This window comes from Pseudobutyrivibrio ruminis CF1b (assembly GCF_000424005.1).
Taxonomy (GTDB): Bacteria; Bacillota; Clostridia; order Lachnospirales; family Lachnospiraceae; genus Pseudobutyrivibrio; species Pseudobutyrivibrio ruminis_C.
In genome coordinates, this window is the sequence record NZ_AUJB01000009.1 from 101004 (window position 1) to 122096 (window position 21093).

A 21093-nucleotide genomic window follows, 5' to 3' on the forward strand; every position below is an offset into this window, starting at 1 on the left:
AATTTGTTAGACTAGTTCACTAGGGAGAGCTTATAAGGATTCAAAATATGAATTGGAAGTTTGAAGATGAAAACAAACCATATAGCTCTGATGATGCTTATGATGATTTAGAAGCGGTTAAGGAAATGCTTAGAGAAGCACAGCGCAAGATTACCCGCAATAAATTAGAAGATAGTGGCATCGACTTTAGTGTAAATATAGAAGTCGAAAAAGAGAATAACGATACCTAAAAGGCAACTGTTCACAATGTTACAACAGTTGCCTTTTTTTACACTTTTTTCACAGTCTGTACTTAATTATAGGCTATAATCCAAATAGTCGGTTTTCTAACTTTGTGGAGTAATACTGTTCAATCGGCCAGGGAGATAATAAACGGAGGTCGAATATGGAGAACAAGGAAAATGTTGGCACAATGGATAAGCTAGCCAGAATGGTAAAGATTTCTTCACTGAGAACAGCTATTTTGGGATTGCTAATTATTTCACTGGTGTGTGTAGGTGTGGCTGCAACAATTGTAGGAACCACAAATATGCGCCGAGGAATGGAATATGAGGTTGAAACCGGTGTAATGGCAACATGTGCATCATATGCTCAGGTTTTGGATTATATCGAGAAAAGTATGAGTGCGGAAGAAATTGCAAATGTTACACTGGAGCAGGAAATGCATGAGGAAACAGGTTATGACTATACCTTCTTTAGAGGCGATACTCGTGAGCGTTCAAGTATTGAAGGGGCAGTTGGAACCAAAGCTGGAGATGCTGTTATTGCGGAAGTATTAAATGGAGGAAACAGATATTCAGCCGAAAACGTAATGATTAATGGCCAGCCATTTTACGTTGCGTATATCCCGTTAAAGGATGACACTGGTGCAATTTATGGTATGGCATTTGTTGGTTTGGAAAAGATAGCAGTAACAGAGTACATAAGTAAAAAGGTAGCTTGGACTGTTACTCTTTCATTCGCAATTATTATCATTTTCGCTGTAATTGCAGTTCTTTATATCGTCCAGATTATAAAGTCAATCGATGAAAACGTCAAAGCTGTCCGCCAAATGGCAACAGGTGATTTGGAAATCCATCTTAGCGACAAGGTTAAAAATAGAAAAGATGAGCTCGGAGAAATGTCAAATGCATTGTTTGACATGGCTGAGAAAATCAGGGATGTTATTGGTAACGCCAGAGTTTCGTCTAACGAAGTGGATGATTCAGCGGCGTATCTGTATGAAACAATAGAGACAATTACGGAAACAGCAGATAATGTAACTACAGCAGTTTCTCAGGTAGCAACAGGTGCATCCTCACAGGCTGAATCATTACAGGAAGCTGTTGAAAGTGTAAATGATATTAACGAAGCAATTTCTCTTATTATTGAAAACACAGATGAGATGCATAATATTGCAGATCTTATGCAGGATAATTCGAAGGCTAGTCAGGATAAACTGACAGAGCTTAGAATGTCTACAAGAGAAAGTATTTCCGCTATCGATGGAATCGTAGAGCTTATTGGAAATACAAACACAGCCGTAACAACAATTAGTGAGGCTGTACAGATAATTGATGCTATTGCTGCACAGACAAATCTGTTATCATTAAATGCAAGTATAGAAGCTGCTAGAGCAGGTGAAGCAGGTAAGGGATTTGCTGTTGTTGCTGATGAGATTCGTCAGTTGGCAGACCAGTCTGCAGCAGCTGCTCAGAATATACAGGAAGCAATGAAGGGACTTGCAGCTGATTCTAATAAGACAATGGAAGAAGCCGGCAGCGTGCAAGAAGCCATCAGTAAGCAGCGTAGTACTATCCACAGAACCATTGAGCAGGTTGATCTCCTTATTGAGGATATCAACAAGTCTGTTACTCTTACAAAAGAAATTGTTGAAAACGTTGATAAATCAGAGAAGGCTAGTACAGTTATTTCAGAGACCATCAATAATCTTTCAGCCATTTCACAACAGAACGCAGCTAGCTCAGAAGAAACAAGAGCTTCTATGCAGGATCTTTCTGATACAATGGAAATTCTTTCAGAAAAGGCAAATGGTCTTACCAAAATTGCCAAGGTACTTGATGAGGAAATGGCTTTCTTCCGTTAGAGGATTTGATGGGCAGAACATTATATTTGGATTGTAATTCTGGAATAAGTGGGGACATGACAGTCGGCGCTCTTTTGGATATGGGCGCTGATAGCCATGTCCTTTTAGATGTTTTAAAGAGTATCAAAGCAGATGGTTTTGATATCGTAATTACGAAGAAAATGAAAGGTGATATTGATTGCACTGATTTTGATGTCGTGCTGGATAAAGAGCACGATGGTCATGACCATGACATGGAGTATCTGTATGGCCATCTTCATCACCATGAACATGAGGATCATGAACATGACCACCAGCATCATCACCACGAGCATGAACATCACTCACATCATTATCACCGTGGAATAAAAGAGATATATGAGATTATCGATAATACGATAATGACAGACAGAGCTAGAAAGATAGCAAAGGACATTTTTGAAGTCCTTGCAAAGGCGGAATCAAAGGCCCATGAAGTGCCGGTGGAAGAGGTGCATTTTCATGAGGTGGGAGCAATAGATTCTATTGTGGATATTATTTCAATAGCGGTATGTCTTGATAATCTGGATGTTACCGAGGTGATAGTACCAAAGCTTTACGATGGAAAAGGAACTGTCAGATGCCAGCATGGAATCCTTCCAGTGCCTGTACCGGCAGTAAAAAATATTGTCAGTGATAGCAATATTGACCTTGAAATAATTGATGTGCAGGGAGAGCTGGTAACACCGACAGGAGCTGCAACTGTGGCAGCAATCAGAACAAAAACAGTTCTTCCAGAAAAGTACGAGACTATACAAACAGGCTATGGAAATGGAAAAAGAGATTACGGTTTAGATGGAGTGTTGAAGGCAGCTATAATTCGTTAGTTTATATGCGGGGGTTTTACCATGGGAAACAACGAAGGAGATTTTGTATCTAATATTGATTACTCAGCGCAGGATATTCTTTACATGTTAAGAGACCTGCCGGATGCGTGCTGTATTTTTCAGGTCATAACGGATCCATTTGGAACAGTAAAGGATATGCTGTTCCTGTTTGTAAATGAAAAATACGCAAAGCTTGTTGGAAAATCTACCAGTGAATTGATTGGGACTACATATTTTACCTCGGTCAATAACAGAGACGAAGATTGGATTAGACTTAGCTATCAGGCAGCCTTTATGCGTCAGTCAGTAATCAACAGCACCTACAACACAACCTTTGGAAAGTGGTTCGAATTTTGGGCTGTTCCAGTTTATAAAAAGGGATTCTGTGCTTTTATTATTCACGATGTAACTGCGCAGAAACGAAAGGAAGTAAATCGAGTTATCACCACAAAATCCAACAACTTTATTTTGGATTGTGCTAAATATCTTTCGGCCAATGATTTCAAAAAGGGTATAAAGTATACGCTGAAAGAGTTGGGAAAGATATTAAAAGCTGATAGAGCGGCTATACTAGAGACGTCACAGGGTGAATGTGGTGAAGTATTAGCCTGGTTAGATAAAATCGGGGGCACCGGTCTTCCAGGCAAGGAAATCCTTGAACAATATGATTTTTACACCCTATGGCAGAAACAGATGGGTGAAGATAATGTTTACATTTGCGACAATATTGACACTGTAAATGCACAAAATAGCGAGGTATATAAGGCTGTTTTGCATGGAACAATATCAAGATATATTGTTGCAGCCTTAAAGGATAAGGGAAATATCATAGGATATCTGCTGATAGACAATTATTCATTGGATTTGGATATCGATGTCAAAGAGGTAGTAGAATCAATAAGTATATTCATTTCTGAAGAGCTTCGAAATTACGTTATTACAAACGAGTTAATGTACAGAAACACACATGACGAGCTTACAGATTTAGGTAATCGCAGGTCTTACAACGAAACCATGAACATGCTTGAAGGCATGGATGTATCGGTAGGTGTATGCTTCATTGACATTAATGGATTGAAAAATATTAATGATAATCAGGGCCATGATGAAGGAGATGCCTATATTAAAGAGACTGCAGATGTAATAGCCAGTGCATTTAAGAAAAAATATTGTTACCGAGTGGGAGGAGATGAATTTATTGTCATCATTCCACAAATAACAAAAGACCATTTTGAAGAAGTGGTTGAGAAGTTTAGAAAGAAAGCAAAAACTATTTCAATTGCAGCAGGTGCAATTTGGAGTGATAACGCAAAGGGAATGGAAAATCTCGTTAATCAGGCAGATAAGCTGATGTACGTTGACAAAGAAGCTTATTTCGGTGAGCATGAGAGAAGACATAAAATATAATGCTAAAAAGGCTGTTGTGCGTATTGTACAACAGCTTTTTTGTGGTAAAATTTAGACTAATAACTTGTAAACCAGCTTAGTGAAACGGGAGAAATGTGATGATTAACAAGTCTTACAAGAAAATGCTAGAAGGAAAATCTATTATCAGGGAGCTGAGCGAGTATGCCACAGCGAGAGGAAAGGAAATAGGATACGAGAATGTATTTGATTACAGCCTTGGAAACCCAAGTGTTCCTTGTCCAGCAGGCTATACTGATGCAGTTGTAAACATGTATAAGACAAAGGACCCTATGGCGGTTCATGGCTACAGTCCATCCCTTGGTATCGAGGACGTGAGAAAAGCTGTTGCAGAGTCTATCAGCAGGCGATTCGGCATTAACTATGAGTCTAAGCATATCTTTATGGCTATTGGTGCAGCAGGAGCTTTGGCTCATGCATTCCGTCTTGTTACGGAGCCAGGAGATGAAATCATCGTGTTTGCTCCATTTTTCCCAGAATATACAGAATACATAGGTAGAACCGGCGCCATCATGAAGGTAGTTCCACCTAGAACAGAGGATTTCCAGATAAATTTCGAGGAATTCCAGCACATCATCAATGAGAAGACAATGGCGGTGCTTATCAATACCCCAAACAATCCATCAGGTATTGTTTACAGCGAGGAGACTATTAAGCAGCTTGCTGACGTTTTATATGCTAAGCAGGAGGAATATGGTCACGACATTTTCCTTATCAGCGACGAGCCATATAGAGAGATTGTCTTTGACGGAAAAGAGTGTCCTTACCCAGCAAAATACTATGATAATACTTTGACATGCTACTCATTTTCAAAAAGTCTTTCGCTTCCAGGAGAGCGTATTGGTTATGTTGCAGTCAATCCAAAGGCTACAGACGCTGATATTTTAGCTGTAATAATGGGTCAGATAAGTCGTGGAATAGGCCACAACTGTCCAGCATCTACATCACAACTTGCGGTAAGTCAGGTTCTTAATGAGACCAGCGATTTAAGTGTTTACGAGACAAACATGAATATCCTTTACGATGCATTGGTTGAAATGGGTTTTGAGGTAGTGCGCCCAGGCGGAACATTCTACATTTTCCCAAAGGCTCTGGAGGAGGATGCTAATGCATTCTGTATGAAGGCAAAGAAATATGATTTGATTCTGGTACCAGCAGACAACTTTGGCTGCCCAGGATATTTTAGAATGGCATATTGCATCGACACAGAAAAGGTGCAGCGCTCAATAGAAGTATTTAAGAAATTTGTGGCAGAGGAATACCACAAGTAATTAAGATATTAGTTAGGATTTAGGATTTATGGCAAAGCAGAAGAAACAAATCGAATATAGATATTATGAGATTCCTGACGGCCATTACGTAATGGCTTTGCTTGGCGAATCATGGGTTCGAAGTTATGGTGCTGAGAAGGTGAATCTTTTGCATTTCCATAATTACATGGAAATTGGCTATTGCTACTGGGGCAATGGAATGCTCACCATTGAGGAATCCAATGTAGCCTACAAGGGCGGTATTATTACAATCATCCCTGAGAATATCCCACATGAGACAAAGAGTTTCAACGAGGGTATCTGTAAATGGGAATACATCTACATTGATTTGGACAGCTTTATCAGAAATGAGATGCAGTTCAAGCGCATGCTTCCAGAGGAAGTTATTAAGCGCATTAATAACCAGGGGTATGTTATTCAGTGGAATCAGAATAAGGCCCTGACAAACATTGTTAGAAATATTATTGAGGAATACAGAGAGAAAAAGCCTTACTACAAGGACGCTGTAAAAGGCTATTTGAGAGCTTTTGTAGTAGAGTTGCTTCGTATCAAAGAGGACATGAGTTCCAGCCTTACACTGGAGGAAAAAAGGCTCAATTCCTACATCGAAAAGAGTGTAAGCTATATTGCTGAGCACTACGCCGAGGATTTGAAAATGTCCGATGTGGCCCATGAATGTGGGCTGTCAGAAAGCCATTTCAGAAGAATCTTCGAGGAAAGCATGAGCATGAAGCCTCTTGATTATCTGAATATGGTGAGAATCGACAAGGCCTGCGAGATTATCCAGAATAAGGATTATGACATGGAAGAAGTGGGATTCAGAGTAGGATATCAGACTCCATCCACATTTAACCGCAATTTCAAAAAGCTTACAGGAAAGACACCATATCAGTGGAAGAAGGATGAGAATCATTTAGGCTTAACAAAGAAAAATTACAAAATTAGTGCTAAAAAAGGATGGTAGATGCCATCCTTTTTTAATACACAATTAAACCATAATTTAAGCTAAAAACACTCATACACAGGTGGGCAAATAGTCGGATTTGCAATTTTTTAGAGCAATTATATAAGTCACAAAAAGGAGTTAGACTAGTATTATGACCATATGAGGAGCGGGTATTGGGAAAGAATTTGTGCATAGTGCACAAATAGCCCCTCGAATTTTTAAACAATAAGGAGAATGGAAAGAATGAAGAAGAAATTACTTTCACTCATGCTTGTTGGTGCTATGGCAGCTTCTATGGTAGCTTGCGGTGGTTCTGACACAGCAGCAGACACATCATCAGATGCAACTACAGAAGATGGTGCTGCAGCAGCAGACGTTCAGTCAGCAGATGAGAACACATTAACAGTTTACGCTTGGGACGAGAACTTCAACATCCCAGCACTTAAGGCAGCTGAGAAGGATTATCAGGAAGTTAATCCAGATTTCAAGCTCGAAGTAATTACACAGTCACAGTCATCAGATGTTGAGCAGGCTATCACACTTGCAGCAGAAGCTGGCGACTACAGCACATTACCAGATATAGTACTTTTCCAGGATCATTACATCCAGCAGTACGTTACAAACTATCCAGATGCTTGGCAGGATGCAGACGATGCTGATTGCGATTGGGCAGGACTTGGAGCAGAGAAGCTTTCATACTCTACAATCGACGGAAAACACTATGGTTTCCCTGTAGATGCAGGAACAGCAATCTTCGCATATAGAACAGACCTCCTTGAGCAGGCTGGTTACACAATTGATGACGTAAAGGGCATCACATGGGATCAGTTCGATGAGATCGGTAAGAAGGTATACGATGCTACAGGCAAGTATCTCCTTTGCATGGATGGCGATGGAAACGATTTATTCTACATGATGCTTCAGGAAGAAGGCGTTTCACAGTTCAAGGATGGAAAGCCATACATCACAGAGAACGAAACACTTGTTAAGGTATTCGACGTACTTGTAAAGCTTGCTCAGGACAACGTACTTTACCTTGCAAATGACTGGTCTGACTACACAGATCAGGCTATCCAGGGCGACATGGTAGCAGGTGTATTCAATGGTAACTGGATCATCCCAACAATGAAGCAGGTTGCTGACAACTCTGGTAAGTGGGAAATCGTTCCAGCTCCAACACTTACAGGTAAGCCAGGTTACGCTTCAAACGGTGGTTCTTCACTTTACATCACAGGTAACTGCACAAAGACAGACCTTGCTAAGGATTTCTTAGCTTACACATTTGGTGGACGTTCAGCTGAAGACGGACAGTCAATCACATATGATGAGGCACTTCTTAACGGTGGTGTTATCGGAACATGTGCAGCAGCTGCAGAGTCAGATGTTTACCAGCAGGGTGTTGATTTCTTCAACGGCCAGGCAATTTACGCTGACATCGTAGATTACACACAGAACGTTCCTACAGTAGAGCAGTCAGATTATCACTATGCATGCCGTACACAGCTTGCAACAGCTCTTCAGAATGTTCTTCAGAACGGTTATGATTCAAAGCAGGCTCTTGAGGAAGCTGAGTCAAACCTCAAGTTCGAAATGGGACTTTAATTTTAATGTATTGATTTGATTTTGGGGAAGTGGGAAACCCACTTCCCTTTTTTAAAGAAAGGGGATGCCAAAGTGGAGAAGAAAAGACGTGGAATGACACTTGCTAATAAGCAATTGGCAGCCGGCTGGTTATTTCTTACACCAGCAACAATTCTCATTTTTATAATGAGCTTTTATCCAATCGTAATGGCTTTTATTACATCATTAAAAACTGGAAAGGGCGTAAACATCAAGTTTGCTGACCCACTTACATACAATTACTCTCGAATGCTACAGGATGTAATTTTCAAAACATCAATGAAAAATACATTCCTTTATTTAATAGTAGAGGTACCTATCATGTTAATATTCGCTATTCTTTTAGCGCAGTTACTTAACAACAAGGACCTCAAGTTCAAGGGATTATTTAGAACATGTATCTTTTTGCCATGTGCTACATCTCTTGTATCATACTCATTGATTTTTAAGTCAATGTTTGCAACACAGGGACTTATCAATTCCATCCTTATGAAGCTTGGATTTATTTCAGAGAATATCAATTTCCTTGGAACAGCTTCAACTGCAAGATTCGTAATTATCATCGCCCTTATTTGGAGATGGACAGGTTACAACATGGTATTCTATCTTGCTGGTCTTCAAAACATTGAGTACTCAGTATATGAGGCAGCAAAGATTGACGGTGCTAACGGATGGAAGACATTCTGGAATATCACAGTTCCTCTTCTTAAGCCAACAATCGTTATGACAGCAATCATGTCAATCAACGGTACATTACAGCTCTTTGACGAGTCAATGAACTTAACTAGTGGTGGTCCTGCAAACCAGACAATCACAATGTCACACTACATTTACAATCAGGCATTTGGACAGGGTGTTGGTAACTTCGGTTACACATCTGCAATGTCATTCGTAGTATTCATTTTGGTTGCTATACTTGCATTCATCAATTTGAAAGTAGGTGATACACGTGACTAAGAAAAATAGATCAATGATACAGCGTAGGCTTATTCCTACATACATATTTTTAATTATCTGCTCATTTATCTCAGTATTTCCACTTTACTGGATGATTGCAGCAGCAACACAGACATCATTAAACGTAGCAAGAGGTTCAATCGTATTTGGAAATCAGCTTGCAGTGAATTATGACCACCTTTTAAAGGCTGTTCAGGGCACACTCTGGAGCAGTATGGGAAATTCATTCCTTTACTCAATCGTACAGACAGTATTTACACTTTTTGTTTGTTCAATCGCTGGTTATGGTTTTGAGCTTTATCACGACAAGGGCAAGGATAAGCTTTTCGGAGTACTTCTTCTTGCGATGATGGTTCCAGCAGTAGCAACAATGGTTCCTTTATATGGACTTGTTTCAAAGGCAAAGCTTCTTAACTCAGTATGGGCTTTCATTTTACCTGGTATTTCAACACCATTCATGATTATGATGTTCAGACAGAATTCTAGAAATTTCCCACCTGACATCATGGAGGCAGCAAGAATCGATGGACTTTCAGAATGGAAGATTTTCTTCAAGATGTATGTTCCAGTTCAGAAGTCAATCTACGCTGCAGCAGCAGTTATCACATTCATGAATGCATGGAATGCATATATGTGGCCAAAGGTAGTTATGAGCGACAACAGAGCGCAGACAATGCCAATGTTCATCGCAAATATCTCAAGCGGTTACACAGTAGATTATGGTATGACAATGCTTGGAGTATTATTCTGCTCAGTTCCAACAATGGTAGTATTCTTCGTACTCCAGAAGCAGTTTGCAGAAGGTATCACAGGTAGTGTTAAATAAGGGGAAAAACTATGGCTGAATTCAATTATTCAATTGTTAAAGACCCTAGAATTTTTCAAGAAAATCGTTTGGCTCCACACTCAGACCACGAGTATTACGACAATGAGAATTTTGCTTATGGGGAAAAATCCAACTTTAAGCATTCTCTGAATGGAATGTGGAAGTTTGAATATGCAAAAAACTACGAGTGCTGCGACAAGACTTTTTATGAAGAGAATAGAGACTGTAGAAGTTGGGACGATATAAAAGTTCCAGCACACATCCAGATGGAAGGGTATGACAAGATTATGTATGTCAACACCCAGTATCCATGGGATGGACACGAGGCTCTAGTTCCGGGGGAGATTCCTACAGAGGAAAATCCAGTAGGAAATTACGTTAAATACTTTACTGTTCCAGATTTTATGAAGGGACAGCCTGTATATATATCATTCCAGGGCGTGGAGAGCGGTTTTGCTCTCTGGCTCAACGGAAAATATGTAGGTTATAGTGAGGATTCCTTCACTCCATCTGAGTTTGATTTGACACCATTCATTAAGGATGGCGAAAACAAACTGGCAGTACAGGTATTCAAATGGACAGCTGGTAGCTGGTGTGAAGATCAGGATTTCTTTAGATTTTCAGGAATCTTTAGAGAGGTATATTTATATACTGTTCCTGCAACACACATCAGAGATATCAGAATCCAGACACTCCTTGATGATGACTACAAGGATGCTACTCTTGTGCTTGATATTGAATCAACAGGCGATGGACTTATCCAGATGACTTTGTCAGATGACGAAGTAGAAATATTAAACAAGATTAATATCACAGAAGGTGGCAACCATTTCGAACTTCACGTTAGAGAGCCAAAGCTTTGGAGCGCTGAGCATCCATTTCTTTTCGACTTACAGCTCAACGTATTTGGTGAGACAGGCCGTCTCACAGAAGTTGTGAAAGAGAAGGTAGGTTTTAGAAGATTCGAGATGAAAGATGGCATGATGCACATAAACGGAAAACGCATCGTGTTTAAGGGCGTCAATCGTCACGAATTTTCTTCATCAACAGGACGTGTCCTTTCAGAGGGAGAAATTCTTCAGGATATTATTACAATCAAGAAGAATAATATAAATGCTATTCGTACAAGTCATTATCCAAATCAGACAATCTTTTACAGATTGTGCGATATCTTTGGATTGTACGTAATAGACGAGACAAATCTTGAGACACATGGAACATGGCAGACACCAATCCAGATTCTTAAGGTAAGAGATGACAGCTATGCTGTACCTGGTGACAGACCAGAATTTACCGACAATGTTCTCGACAGAGCTAACAACATGTTCCAGCGAGATAAGAACCATCCAAGTATCTTAATTTGGTCTTTAGGAAATGAATCATATGGCGGCAAAAACCTCCGCAGGATGCAGGATATGCTGCATAGCCTTGATAGCGGTCGTCTTGTCCATTATGAGGGTGTATTTAATGACAGGCGTGTAGATTTATCCGATATGGAATCTACAATGTATGTTTATGTTAAAGATATTAAAACATGGCTTAATAATCACAAAGATAAGCCATATATCAATTGTGAGTACATGCATGCCATGGGAAATTCATGCGGTGCAATGTCAAAATACACAGAGCTTGCATATGAGGAGCCAAGATTCCAGGGTGGATTCATTTGGGATTATATTGATCAGGCTATCACTAAAAAGGACTGCTACGGCGCAGAATTTGAGGGCTACGGCGGAGATTTCGACGACAGACCTAACGATGGCAGCTTCTCAGGCGACGGTATTTGCTACAGTAAAGGCAGATTGCCTAGCCCTAAGATGCAGGAAGTTAAGTACGATTATCAGAATATCAAGATTACTATTACAGATGGCAAGGCTCATATTGAGAACAGAAACCTGTTTACAAATACAAATGAGTACACAGCCATCCTTACTGTAGAGAAGATTGGCGAGCTTATCGCAGAAGAGGAGCTTACAATCGACTGCCCACCACTTGAGAGCATCGATTACAGCTTAGAGCTGGATTTACCAAAGGATAATGAGTATGTGGTAACACTTTCATTTGTTCTTTCAGAGGATACTCTCTGGGCTCATAAGGGCCATGAGGTGGCATATGGACAGGCTACAATAGGCAGATTCATCTATGAGAGAGGCGAAAAGAAGGCTCTTAAAGTGACACAGGGCTTCCATAATCTTGGCGTTAAGGGCGAGGATTTCGAGGTATTATTCGTAGGACAAAGAGGTCTTAGCTCATATAAATACCATGGTAGGGAGCTGCTTAAGAGATTTGTTCTTCCAAACTTTTGGAGACCTATGACAGAGAATGATTTAGCTAACCAGCTGCCATTCAGAGCAGGTCAGTGGAAGCTTGCAAGCAAGTACCTTGCTACCAACATCATGGATGAAAAGGTGAATGAGGCGCCAGTTGTAGAGGCTTCAGAGGATAAGGTAAAGGTGACATATACATATCATCTTCCTACAAAGCCAGCAGGCACATGCAAAGTTGAATACACCGTTAATGGAGACGGCATGATTGACTGTGCCCTTAGACTTCCAGAGTCAGCTGAAATTGGTGAGCTTCCAGAGCTTTCAATGGTATTTGCTTTGGATAGAGAACTTTCTAACCTTGAATGGTATGGAAAGGGACCTCAGGAGACATATATTGACCGTGATCACGCAAAAATAGGCGTGTTTGCAAATAAGGTTGAGGATAATATGGCAAAGTACCTTGTTCCTCAGGAATGCGGTAATCATCAGGAGGTACGCTACGGAAGAATCACTGATGATAAGGGAGATGGAATCTTGTTCCTCCCAGAAAATCTTGGATTATCAGTACTCCCATATACTGTTCATGAAATTGACGAGGCAATGCATCCAACAGAGCTTCCAAACCCACATTTCACACATGTAAGAGTAGGTACTCAGATGGGTGTTGCCGGCGATGACACATGGGGTGCAAAAACCCACCCGGAATTCATGCTGGATAACAGTAAAGAGATGCAAATTTCCTTTAGTTTTAGGGGAATTTAGGCTATAATAATTGTCGACTGATTTACAGTCGGCAATTATTTTATGGAGGGTAGAATTATGTTTGAATCTAACGATACTTTTGTAGAAGAAGCGGTAAAGGTTATTGAATCACCACAGGACAGAGCAAAGAAAACAGGAGCATTAATAGCTACTATGATGCTTTTATTTGCTACTGTTAGCTTTTCAAGAGGGTTTTTAACAGTTATTATGGCGATTTCGCTCATTGTACTGGCTATTCTTACGATAATCTTATTCATGAATAAGAACATTGAGTATGAGTACGACTATACAAATGGCAGCCTTGAAATCGCAAAGATTATAGATAACTCAAAGAGAAAAAAGGTAGTAACAATAGAGCCATCAGAAGTGAAGATGGTTGCAGCAATTGGAACCAACGAATCACTTAAGTTTGACCATGTAAATCTTAAGACTTATGACTGCTCAGCTCATGATGAGGAGCAAAAAGATTACATCTTAGTGGCTCATAGCGAGGCAAAAGGCAACGATTTCAAAGTATTATTCACACCTTCTGATAAGTTGCTTACAGCAATGGAGAAATATAACAAGAGAGATATTTATAGGGGATAATTATGAACGAGAAAGAATTAAAAGTTATCTTTGAAGAGAAGTTCGGAGAGGGCGGCGACATCCGCACATACTTTGCACCAGGCCGTGTTAACCTTATCGGAGAACACACTGATTACAATGGCGGACACGTATTTCCATGCGCTCTTACAATCGGTACTTACGCTGTAGTTAGAAAGCGTGAGGACAGAGTAATTAAGCTTTACTCTGCAAATATCGAGCACGTTGGAGTTATCGAGAGCAGCCTTGATGATCTTACTAATAAGGATGAATACCACTGGGCAAACTATCCACTTGGTGTTGTTTGGGCTCTTAAAGAGAAGGGCTCTGAAATTAAATCAGGATTTGAGATGTGCGTTTGGGGCAACATTCCTAACGGTTCAGGCCTTTCATCATCAGCTTCTCTTGAGGTGCTTACAGGCACAGCGCTTACAGATATCTTTGGTTTAGATAAGACTATGACAGAGCTTGCCCTTATCGGACAGTACTCTGAGAACAACTTTAATGGATGTAATTGCGGTATAATGGACCAGTTTGCGGTTGCAATGGGACAAAAAGACCACGCCATTTTCCTTGACTGTGCAGATTTATCCTATAAATATGCATCAGTTAAGCTTCCAAATGCTAAGATTGTTATCACAAATTCAAAGGTTAAGCACTCACTTGTAGACAGTGCATACAATGATAGAAGAAATGAGTGCTCACAGGCTCTTAAGGACCTTCAGACAGTATGCGGTATCAATGAGCTTGGAGAGCTTACAAACGAGGAATTCGAGAAGTATGGCTCAGCTATTAAGGATGAAGTAAATTATCGCAGAGCTAAGCATGCTGTAGCTGAGAATCAGCGTACAATCACTGCTGTAGAAGCTCTTAACAATAACGATATTAAGAAGTTCGGCGAGCTTATGAATGCCAGCCATGTATCACTTCGCGATGACTACGAAGTATCATGCGAGGAGGTAGATTTCCTTGTAGAGACAGAGTGGAGCGTTCCAGGAGTTATCGGAGCCCGCATCACAGGCGGCGGCTTTGGAGGATGTACAGTAGCTATCGTAGAAAACGATGCTGTAGAGAACTTCAAGGAAGTTGTTGGAAAGGCATACAAGGAGAAATATGACCTTGATGCAGAGTTCTATGTAGTAGATATAGGCGATGGAGCTAGAAGAATAGCATAAAAAAGGCTTCCCCTTGAGGGGAAGCTGTCATCGAAGATGACTGATGAGGTGTACTCGTCAGTCATTTTTATTGTGCTTTTATGTAGTTGAAAAGCATAAGAGATATCTTAACAGTAATAGCTTCATTGAATTTTCTTACATCATATCCCGTTAAATCTGCAAACTTATCAAGCCTGTAAATCAGTGTATTTCTATGAATAAAGGTCTGTCTTGCTGTCTCAGCAAGCGATAAATCATTCTCGAAAAACGCATTGATAAGCGAAAGGGTTTCCTCGTCAATCTGTGATAAAATATCAACATTTATATGCTTATTAAGATAAGCCTTAATCTCTGCTGGTGGAACATTATAAAGTAACCGACCTAAGCCTAAATCTTCATAGCAATAAATACGTCCGTTACTATTGAAGGTATTTCCAATCTCCATAGCAGTAATAGCATCGTTATAAGCATTAGGAAGTTCTTTAAATGACATTACAGATTTACTATAGCTAAGTTTAAAGGAAGTAAACGCTTCAGTTTCCAGCATATCAAGATAAGAACTTGCTGTTTGAAGAATATCTTCAGAAGAAGGCGCTACGTCAAAGTTAATAATTAGTACTAAGTGTTTAGAATCAAGCTCTAAGACAACATCCTTCGAATCGGGAAGTAAGCTTTTTAGTAAAGAAACCGCCTCTTTGCTGTATTCACCAGGACTCTCTAAATAGAATATCTGGCGAAGGTGCTCCTCATCAATATGAAATCTACTAAGTGATGAAAGTGCATCAGAATAAGCCAATTCTTTTGAAAGAAAGAGCCTGTACAAACCTGTCTTAGAATCAATAACATTAAAATGTACAACTAATTCTTTAAGCTTATTTAATGTCTCATCATCAGATAAATCTGAGTCTGTAATATCAAAATTAATTCCAGTAGCTTTATTAAGTTGATCTAGTAATTTCTTTTTCTTCTCTTCAAAATCCATAAAAAAATAGAGGTACCTTTCAAAAAGATACCTCTAATTATAGTCTATTAAGCTTTTATTCGCTATAGATTAGTTTGCAATTGTAAGCTCTGTATCCTTATCGAAGAAGTGAGCCTTCTCCATATCAAGAGCAAACTTAACTGTGTCGCCACCTCTAGCTGTTGTACGTGGGTCAACTCTTGCTGTAACCTGAGTTCCAGCATAATCGAAGTATAAGTAAACCTCAGCACCAAGAAGCTCGTATACAGAGATCTTAGCTTCGATAACTGATGATGACTGTGTATCAACGAAGATCTGTGAATCGTGGATATCCTCTGGACGAATACCAAGGATAACTGTCTTTCCACCGTAGTTCTTCTCTGTAAGAGCCTTTGTCTTTGCTGGTGGAATCTGAAGGCTTGCACCATTAACCTGGATAGCTGAGCAATCAGCATTAAGTGTACCCTCAAGGAAGTTCATCTGAGGTGATCCGATGAATCCTGCAACGAAGAGGTTGCATGGCTTCTGGTAAAGGTTAGCTGGTGTATCGATCTGCTGAACAACACCGTCCTTCATAACTACGATTCTTGTACCAAGTGTCATAGCCTCTGTCTGATCATGTGTAACGTAGATCATTGTTGCTCCAAGTGAATCATGAAGCTTAGAAATCTCTGTTCTCATCTGAACACGAAGCTTAGCATCAAGGTTTGAAAGAGGCTCATCCATAAGGAATACCTTAGGATTACGAACGATTGCACGACCCATAGCAACACGCTGTCTCTGACCACCTGAAAGAGCCTTTGGCTTTCTGTCAAGAAGCTTCTCAAGGTCAAGGATTCTAGCTGCCTCACGAACCTTCTTATCGATTTCGTCCTTTGGTACCTTGCGGAGCTTAAGGCCGAATGCCATGTTATCATAAACTGTCATATGTGGATAAAGAGCGTAGTTCTGGAATACCATTGCGATATCTCTGTCCTTTGGCTCTACGTCGTTCATAAGCTTTCCATCGATGAGAAGTTCACCTGAAGAAATCTCCTCAAGACCAGCGATCATACGAAGTGTTGTAGACTTACCACAACCTGAAGGACCTACGAAGATGATGAACTCCTGATCCTTAATGTCAAGATTGAAATCCTTTACAGCGTGGAAGCCGTTTGGGTATTTCTTATTAATGTTTTTTAACTGAATGTCTGCCATAATAAAAATCCTCTCTTTTTGAATTACTTTTAAATTTGGGTTTCCCCATCAACTAATAACGATTATAGAAAATGAAGAAATTGTGAACAATGTTAGAATAACCAAAAAATACAAAAACCTTTCGGTATTTTAACAAGCCTATGTAAAAGGTGCACAATTAGGGGTAGATGAATTTGGATAATTATTCTATACTTCCATTAATAATTGATTAAAATAAGAAATTATATGTTATAATACTAGATAATTATGGAGAATAGTCGCGTTTGAATTACGATTATATCAAACGTTTATTTTGGGAGAATTAGCAAATGGAAGCGTTAAAGTATAGAAATCGATTAAAGCGTTATCTAAGATTTCCTCTGTATATGCTTATTATTTTCATAATAGGCTGTATCATTTTGAGCTTTGTAAACACTAGACTGGCAGCATGGATGACTATGTTTGTGTTTATTTATGCAGTAGTTGTTTTTGCGTATTACAAAGCGAATCTTAAGGCATTCAAAAACACGATAATTGAATATGCCGTACATTATGGTACTGTTCAAAAGGAACTTCTTAAGAACTTTAGAGTGCCATATGTGCTTTTGGATTCTTCTGGAAAGATTATGTGGATGAACGAGGAGTTTTGTACACTTGCTGATAAGAACAAAACTTACAACAAATCAATCACCACTATTTTCCCAGAGATTACACGTGAAGGTATCGAGCATGCCAAGGATGATTCCTTTGATATGCATATCGAGTACAACGAGAGAAAGTATCTCGCCAGCCTTCAGCGTCTGGATATGACAGAGCCACTATCTGGCAGCGGTATGTTGTCGAATTTAGACGGAAGCGAAGATGGCCTTGTTGCAATTATACTTTTTGATGAGACAGACGTTCAGGAAACAAAGGCTAAGATTAATGACCAGGCTATGGTCATGGCACTTCTATATATTGATAATTACGACGAAGTATTTGACCAGGTTGAAAACGCAAAGCGTTCGATGCTTCTTGCACTTTTAGATAGGAAGATTAATAAGTATTTCGGTGAAGGCGATGCAATCGTACGCCGTCTCGAAAAGGATAAGTATTTAATTACTTTCCAGCGCAAGTATTTAGCAGGATTCGAAGAAGATAAGTTCTCACTTGTTGAAGATATTACTTCAATAAAGATGGGAAATGACAGAGACATCACAGTCAGCATCGGTGTTGGTCTTGGTAGTGACAGCTACACACAGAATGCCCAGTATGCTCACATGGCTATCGACTTAGCGTTAGGTCGTGGTGGATGTCAGGTTGTTGTTAAGAATGGTCAGAACGTTTCATATTACGGAACACATGGTAAGGAAGTAGAGCGTACCACACGTGTTAAAGCCCGTGTTAAGGCTCAGGCACTTCGCGAAATTATGGAGACCCGCGATAGAATCATCGTTATGGGTCACAATCTTTCCGATGCAGACTGCCTTGGAGCATCAGTTGGTGTTTACTGCGCAGGACGTGAGATTGGAAAGCCTGTAAATATTGTTATCGATACAATTACAAGCTCAATGAGACCAGTAGTTGAGAGTTTCACTGAGAAGGAAGAATATCCAAATGATATGTTCATTACCAGTGAGCAGGCTATCAACCTTTGTAACGATAACACACTTATTATGGTAGTTGATACCAACAGACCAAGCATTGTAGAGTGCCCGGCACTTCTATATAAGAACAAAAATATCGTAGTAATTGATCATCACCGACAGGTGGAAGAAACTATTGAAAATCCAATTCTTTCTTACATCGAGCCATACGCTTCATCAGCCAGTGAGATGATAGCTGAGGTGCTTCAGTACTTCGCCGAGAAGATTACACTGAACCCTACAGAGGCTGATTGTATTTACGCAGGTATCCTTATTGATACCAACAACTTTATGACAAAGACTGGTGTTAGAACCTTTGAAGCAGCAGCTTTCCTTAGAAGAAACGGTGCAGAGGTTACACGAGTTCGTAAGATGCTTAGAGAAGATATGGAGACATACAAGGCACGAGCTGAGGTTGTACGTCATGCTCAAACATTCAGAGGCGCATTTGCTATTTCAGAATGTGAGCCAGATGGCCAGATTGAATCTCCAACAGTCATCGCAGCCCAGGCGGCTAACGAGCTTCTCAATATCGTAGGAATTAAGGCTTCCTTTGTTCTTACAAAATTTATGGATAAGATTTATATCAGTTCCCGTTCAATCGATGAGATTGACGTACAGAGCATTATGGCTCGCCTTGGTGGCGGTGGCCATGTAAACGTTGCGGGAGCACAGATTCAGAACCGCACACTTGAAGAGGTTCGCAAGGATTTGGAAGAGACTATTGATAAAATGCTAGAAGAAGGAGAAATCAAACTATGAAGGTAATATTACTTCAGGACGTTAAGGCACTTGGAAAGAAGGGCGAAGTAGTAGAGGTTAGCGAAGGATACGCTCGTAACATGCTTTTCAAGAAAAAGCTTGGTATCGAGGCAACAAACGCAGCTCTTAACGACTTAAAGCTTCAGAATAAACACGATGAAAAGGTTGCTCAGGAGAATCTTGAAGCAGCACAGGCTTTCGCAAAGGAAATGGAAGACTGGAAGGTAGAGACAACAATCAAGACTGGCGAAGGCGGAAGAACATTCGGTTCAGTATCTACAAAGGAAATTGCAGAAGCTACAAAGAAGCAGTTCGGCAAGGAAATCGACAAGAAGAAAATCGTTCTTGAGGATCCAATTAGAGGACTTGGTACCTATGAGGTAAAGGTAAAGCTTCACCCACAGGTTACAGCCACACTTAGAGTGCATGTTTCAGAGGGTAAATAATTAGGGGAAAATAATTGTTATGGATGATGTGATTCGCAGACAAATGCCGAACTCACTGGAGGCTGAACAGTCTGTTATCGGTTCAATGATTGTAGACCGAGATGTGATTGTGGAGTGTTCAGAAATCCTCTTAAAAGATGATTTCTATCACCAACAGTATGGCATTTTATTTGAGGCAATTGTTGAGCTTTACAATGCGGGAGAGCCTGTTGACGAGGTTACTTTGCAGAATAAGCTCAAGGAAAAGGGAGTTTCACCTGAGATAGCATCTCTTGAATATATTCAGGAGCTGGTACTTGGTGTTCCTACCACTGTTAATGCAAAAAGCTATGCCAATATCGTAAAAGACAAGGCATTACTTAGAAATATTATTAAGGTAAATCAGAATATTGAAAACATGTGCTTTGAGGGTACAGAAGAAGTTGATACCATCCTGAATCAGACAGAAAAGGATATCTTTTCATTGGTTCAGAACCGTGGTGAGACTGATTACGTTCCAATCAAGCAGGTCGTTATGAACGCTATCGCAAAGATTGATCAGGCGTCAAAGCAGAAGGGTGCCGTTACAGGTATTCCTACAGGATTCATTGATTTGGATCGTCAGACTGCTGGTTTACAGCCTTCAGATCTTATTCTTATTGCGGCCCGTCCTTCAATGGGTAAGACAGCTTTCGTACTTAACCTTGCACAGCACATCACACTTAGAGAGAATCTCTGTGCAGCTATATTCTCTCTGGAAATGTCAAAGGAGCAGCTGGTAAACCGTATGTTTGCTCTTGAATCAAGAGTAGACGCCCAAAAGCTCCGTACCGGTAATCTCCAGGAAGCAGACTGGGAGAACCTTATCGAGGGTGCCGGAAAAATCGGTAATTCAAAACTTATCATTGATGATACACCAGGTATTTCTATCAGCCAGATGCGTAGTAAATGCCGAAAATATAAGATGGAATTTGGTCTTTCCATTATCATCATCGACTACTTACAGTTGATGTCAGGTTCTGGAAAATCAGAAAGTAGACAGCAGGAGATTTCAGATATCTCACGTTCTCTAAAGGCTTTGGCCCGTGAGTTAAACGTACCTGTTATCGCACTTTCACAGCTTTCCCGTGCCGTTGAGCAGCGACCTGATCACCGTCCAATGCTTTCGGATCTTCGTGAATCCGGAGCCATCGAGCAGGATGCGGACGTGGTTATGTTCATTTACCGTGATGACTACTATAATCACGATTCAGAGATGAAGGGTGTTTCGGAAATCATTGTTGCTAAACAGCGTAACGGTCCTATTGGAACAATTGAGCTTACATGGCTTCCTGAATACACTCGTTTCGCAAATCGAGATAGAAGTCAGTATCATAATCATGATGAGTAATAAACATAAT

The 21093-nt window shown here is 40.1% G+C and carries 17 protein-coding genes; 15 read left to right on the top strand and 2 right to left on the bottom strand.

The features are described from left to right. The first annotated feature begins 47 nt into the window (after positions 1-47). The 12 genes from G592_RS0107080 to G592_RS0107135 all read left to right on the top strand — a co-directional run bounded on the left by G592_RS0107080 (position 48) and on the right by G592_RS0107135 (position 14765). On the top strand, positions 48-230 hold the full coding sequence (locus G592_RS0107080) for a hypothetical protein (protein ID WP_028247210.1): 183 nt from the start codon (positions 48-50) through the stop codon (positions 228-230). A 155-nt stretch (positions 231-385) separates the two neighbouring features. Next, entirely contained in the window at positions 386-2086 is a 1701-nt protein-coding gene (locus G592_RS16980) for a methyl-accepting chemotaxis protein (RefSeq protein ID WP_051194803.1), read from the top strand. 8 nt (positions 2087-2094) lie between these two features. After that, a complete protein-coding gene (locus G592_RS0107090) occupies positions 2095-2931 on the top strand; it encodes a LarC family nickel insertion protein (RefSeq protein WP_028247211.1) in 837 nt (278 codons plus the stop codon). 21 nt (positions 2932-2952) lie between these two features. Next, complete coding sequence (locus G592_RS0107095) at positions 2953-4338, top strand: sensor domain-containing diguanylate cyclase (protein ID WP_028247212.1); 1386 nt, start codon at positions 2953-2955, stop codon at positions 4336-4338. A 98-nt stretch (positions 4339-4436) separates the two neighbouring features. Then, positions 4437-5627 (top strand): pyridoxal phosphate-dependent aminotransferase, encoded by a 1191-nt coding sequence (locus G592_RS0107100; RefSeq protein WP_028247213.1) that lies wholly within the window; start codon positions 4437-4439, stop codon positions 5625-5627. Between the two features lie 28 nt (positions 5628-5655). Further along, complete coding sequence (locus G592_RS0107105) at positions 5656-6591, top strand: AraC family transcriptional regulator (RefSeq protein ID WP_028247214.1); 936 nt, start codon at positions 5656-5658, stop codon at positions 6589-6591. Positions 6592-6816: 225 nt separating this feature from the next. After that, a complete protein-coding gene (locus G592_RS0107110; protein ID WP_028247215.1) occupies positions 6817-8175 on the top strand; it encodes an ABC transporter substrate-binding protein in 1359 nt (452 codons plus the stop codon). A 93-nt stretch (positions 8176-8268) separates the two neighbouring features. Continuing rightward, positions 8269-9150 (top strand): carbohydrate ABC transporter permease, encoded by an 882-nt coding sequence (locus G592_RS0107115; RefSeq protein WP_036952297.1) that lies wholly within the window; start codon positions 8269-8271, stop codon positions 9148-9150. A gap of 13 nt (positions 9151-9163) precedes the next feature. Further along, positions 9164-9976: a carbohydrate ABC transporter permease gene (locus G592_RS0107120; protein WP_028247217.1), complete on the top strand. Its 813-nt coding sequence runs from the start codon at positions 9164-9166 to the stop codon at positions 9974-9976. An 11-nt stretch (positions 9977-9987) separates the two neighbouring features. Beyond that, on the top strand, positions 9988-13005 hold the full coding sequence (locus G592_RS0107125; protein ID WP_028247218.1) for a glycoside hydrolase family 2 TIM barrel-domain containing protein: 3018 nt from the start codon (positions 9988-9990) through the stop codon (positions 13003-13005). 57 nt (positions 13006-13062) lie between these two features. Then, a complete protein-coding gene (locus G592_RS16985; RefSeq protein ID WP_051194804.1) occupies positions 13063-13593 on the top strand; it encodes a DUF6106 family protein in 531 nt (176 codons plus the stop codon). Between the two features lie 2 nt (positions 13594-13595). Next, on the top strand, positions 13596-14765 hold the full coding sequence (locus G592_RS0107135; RefSeq protein ID WP_028247219.1) for a galactokinase: 1170 nt from the start codon (positions 13596-13598) through the stop codon (positions 14763-14765). A 67-nt stretch (positions 14766-14832) separates the two neighbouring features. Here the strand turns inward: G592_RS0107135 and G592_RS0107140 are convergent, their stop codons facing one another. Together G592_RS0107140 and G592_RS0107145 are read right to left on the bottom strand one after the other, a co-directional pair. Further along, positions 14833-15726 (bottom strand): PucR family transcriptional regulator, encoded by an 894-nt coding sequence (locus G592_RS0107140; protein WP_028247220.1) that lies wholly within the window; start codon positions 15724-15726, stop codon positions 14833-14835. A gap of 69 nt (positions 15727-15795) precedes the next feature. Then, positions 15796-16902 (bottom strand): ABC transporter ATP-binding protein, encoded by a 1107-nt coding sequence (locus G592_RS0107145; protein WP_028247221.1) that lies wholly within the window; start codon positions 16900-16902, stop codon positions 15796-15798. A gap of 308 nt (positions 16903-17210) precedes the next feature. Here G592_RS0107145 and G592_RS0107150 point away from each other — a divergent pair, with 308 nt between their 5' ends. From G592_RS0107150 to dnaB, 3 genes are read left to right on the top strand one after another with little or no spacing between them, the layout of a single operon-like run. Next, the gene (locus G592_RS0107150) at positions 17211-19268 is read left to right on the top strand and encodes a DHH family phosphoesterase (RefSeq protein WP_028247222.1); all 2058 of its coding nucleotides are present in this window, start codon (positions 17211-17213) and stop codon (positions 19266-19268) included. After that, entirely contained in the window at positions 19265-19714 is a 450-nt protein-coding gene (rplI, locus tag G592_RS0107155; RefSeq protein WP_028247223.1) for a 50S ribosomal protein L9, read from the top strand. The genes G592_RS0107150 and rplI overlap by 4 nt, the downstream gene beginning before the upstream one ends. A gap of 19 nt (positions 19715-19733) precedes the next feature. Continuing rightward, positions 19734-21083, top strand: coding sequence for a replicative DNA helicase (gene dnaB / locus G592_RS0107160; protein WP_028247224.1), 1350 nt, complete (start codon positions 19734-19736; stop codon positions 21081-21083). Positions 21084-21093 lie beyond the last annotated feature (10 nt).

Bases quoted from the DNA above. Each gene is read 5' to 3' on its own strand.
- G592_RS0107115 (WP_036952297.1), top strand. From the start codon at position 8,269: ATGACACTTGCTAATAAGCAATTGGCAGCCGGCTGGTTATTTCTTACA.
- G592_RS0107125 (WP_028247218.1), top strand. From the start codon at position 9,988: ATGGCTGAATTCAATTATTCAATTGTTAAAGACCCTAGAATTTTTCAA.
- G592_RS0107140 (WP_028247220.1), bottom strand. From the start codon at position 15,726: ATGGATTTTGAAGAGAAGAAAAAGAAATTACTAGATCAACTTAATAAA.
- G592_RS0107145 (WP_028247221.1), bottom strand. From the start codon at position 16,902: ATGGCAGACATTCAGTTAAAAAACATTAATAAGAAATACCCAAACGGC.
- G592_RS0107095 (WP_028247212.1), top strand. From the start codon at position 2,953: ATGGGAAACAACGAAGGAGATTTTGTATCTAATATTGATTACTCAGCG.
- dnaB (WP_028247224.1), top strand. From the start codon at position 19,734: ATGGATGATGTGATTCGCAGACAAATGCCGAACTCACTGGAGGCTGAA.
- G592_RS0107105 (WP_028247214.1), top strand. From the start codon at position 5,656: ATGGCAAAGCAGAAGAAACAAATCGAATATAGATATTATGAGATTCCT.
- G592_RS0107080 (WP_028247210.1), top strand. From the start codon at position 48: ATGAATTGGAAGTTTGAAGATGAAAACAAACCATATAGCTCTGATGAT.
- G592_RS0107110 (WP_028247215.1), top strand. From the start codon at position 6,817: ATGAAGAAGAAATTACTTTCACTCATGCTTGTTGGTGCTATGGCAGCT.
- G592_RS0107090 (WP_028247211.1), top strand. From the start codon at position 2,095: ATGGGCAGAACATTATATTTGGATTGTAATTCTGGAATAAGTGGGGAC.
- rplI (WP_028247223.1), top strand. From the start codon at position 19,265: ATGAAGGTAATATTACTTCAGGACGTTAAGGCACTTGGAAAGAAGGGC.
- G592_RS0107150 (WP_028247222.1), top strand. From the start codon at position 17,211: ATGGAAGCGTTAAAGTATAGAAATCGATTAAAGCGTTATCTAAGATTT.
- G592_RS0107135 (WP_028247219.1), top strand. From the start codon at position 13,596: ATGAACGAGAAAGAATTAAAAGTTATCTTTGAAGAGAAGTTCGGAGAG.
- G592_RS16985 (WP_051194804.1), top strand. From the start codon at position 13,063: ATGTTTGAATCTAACGATACTTTTGTAGAAGAAGCGGTAAAGGTTATT.
- G592_RS0107120 (WP_028247217.1), top strand. From the start codon at position 9,164: ATGATACAGCGTAGGCTTATTCCTACATACATATTTTTAATTATCTGC.
- G592_RS0107100 (WP_028247213.1), top strand. From the start codon at position 4,437: ATGATTAACAAGTCTTACAAGAAAATGCTAGAAGGAAAATCTATTATC.
- G592_RS16980 (WP_051194803.1), top strand. From the start codon at position 386: ATGGAGAACAAGGAAAATGTTGGCACAATGGATAAGCTAGCCAGAATG.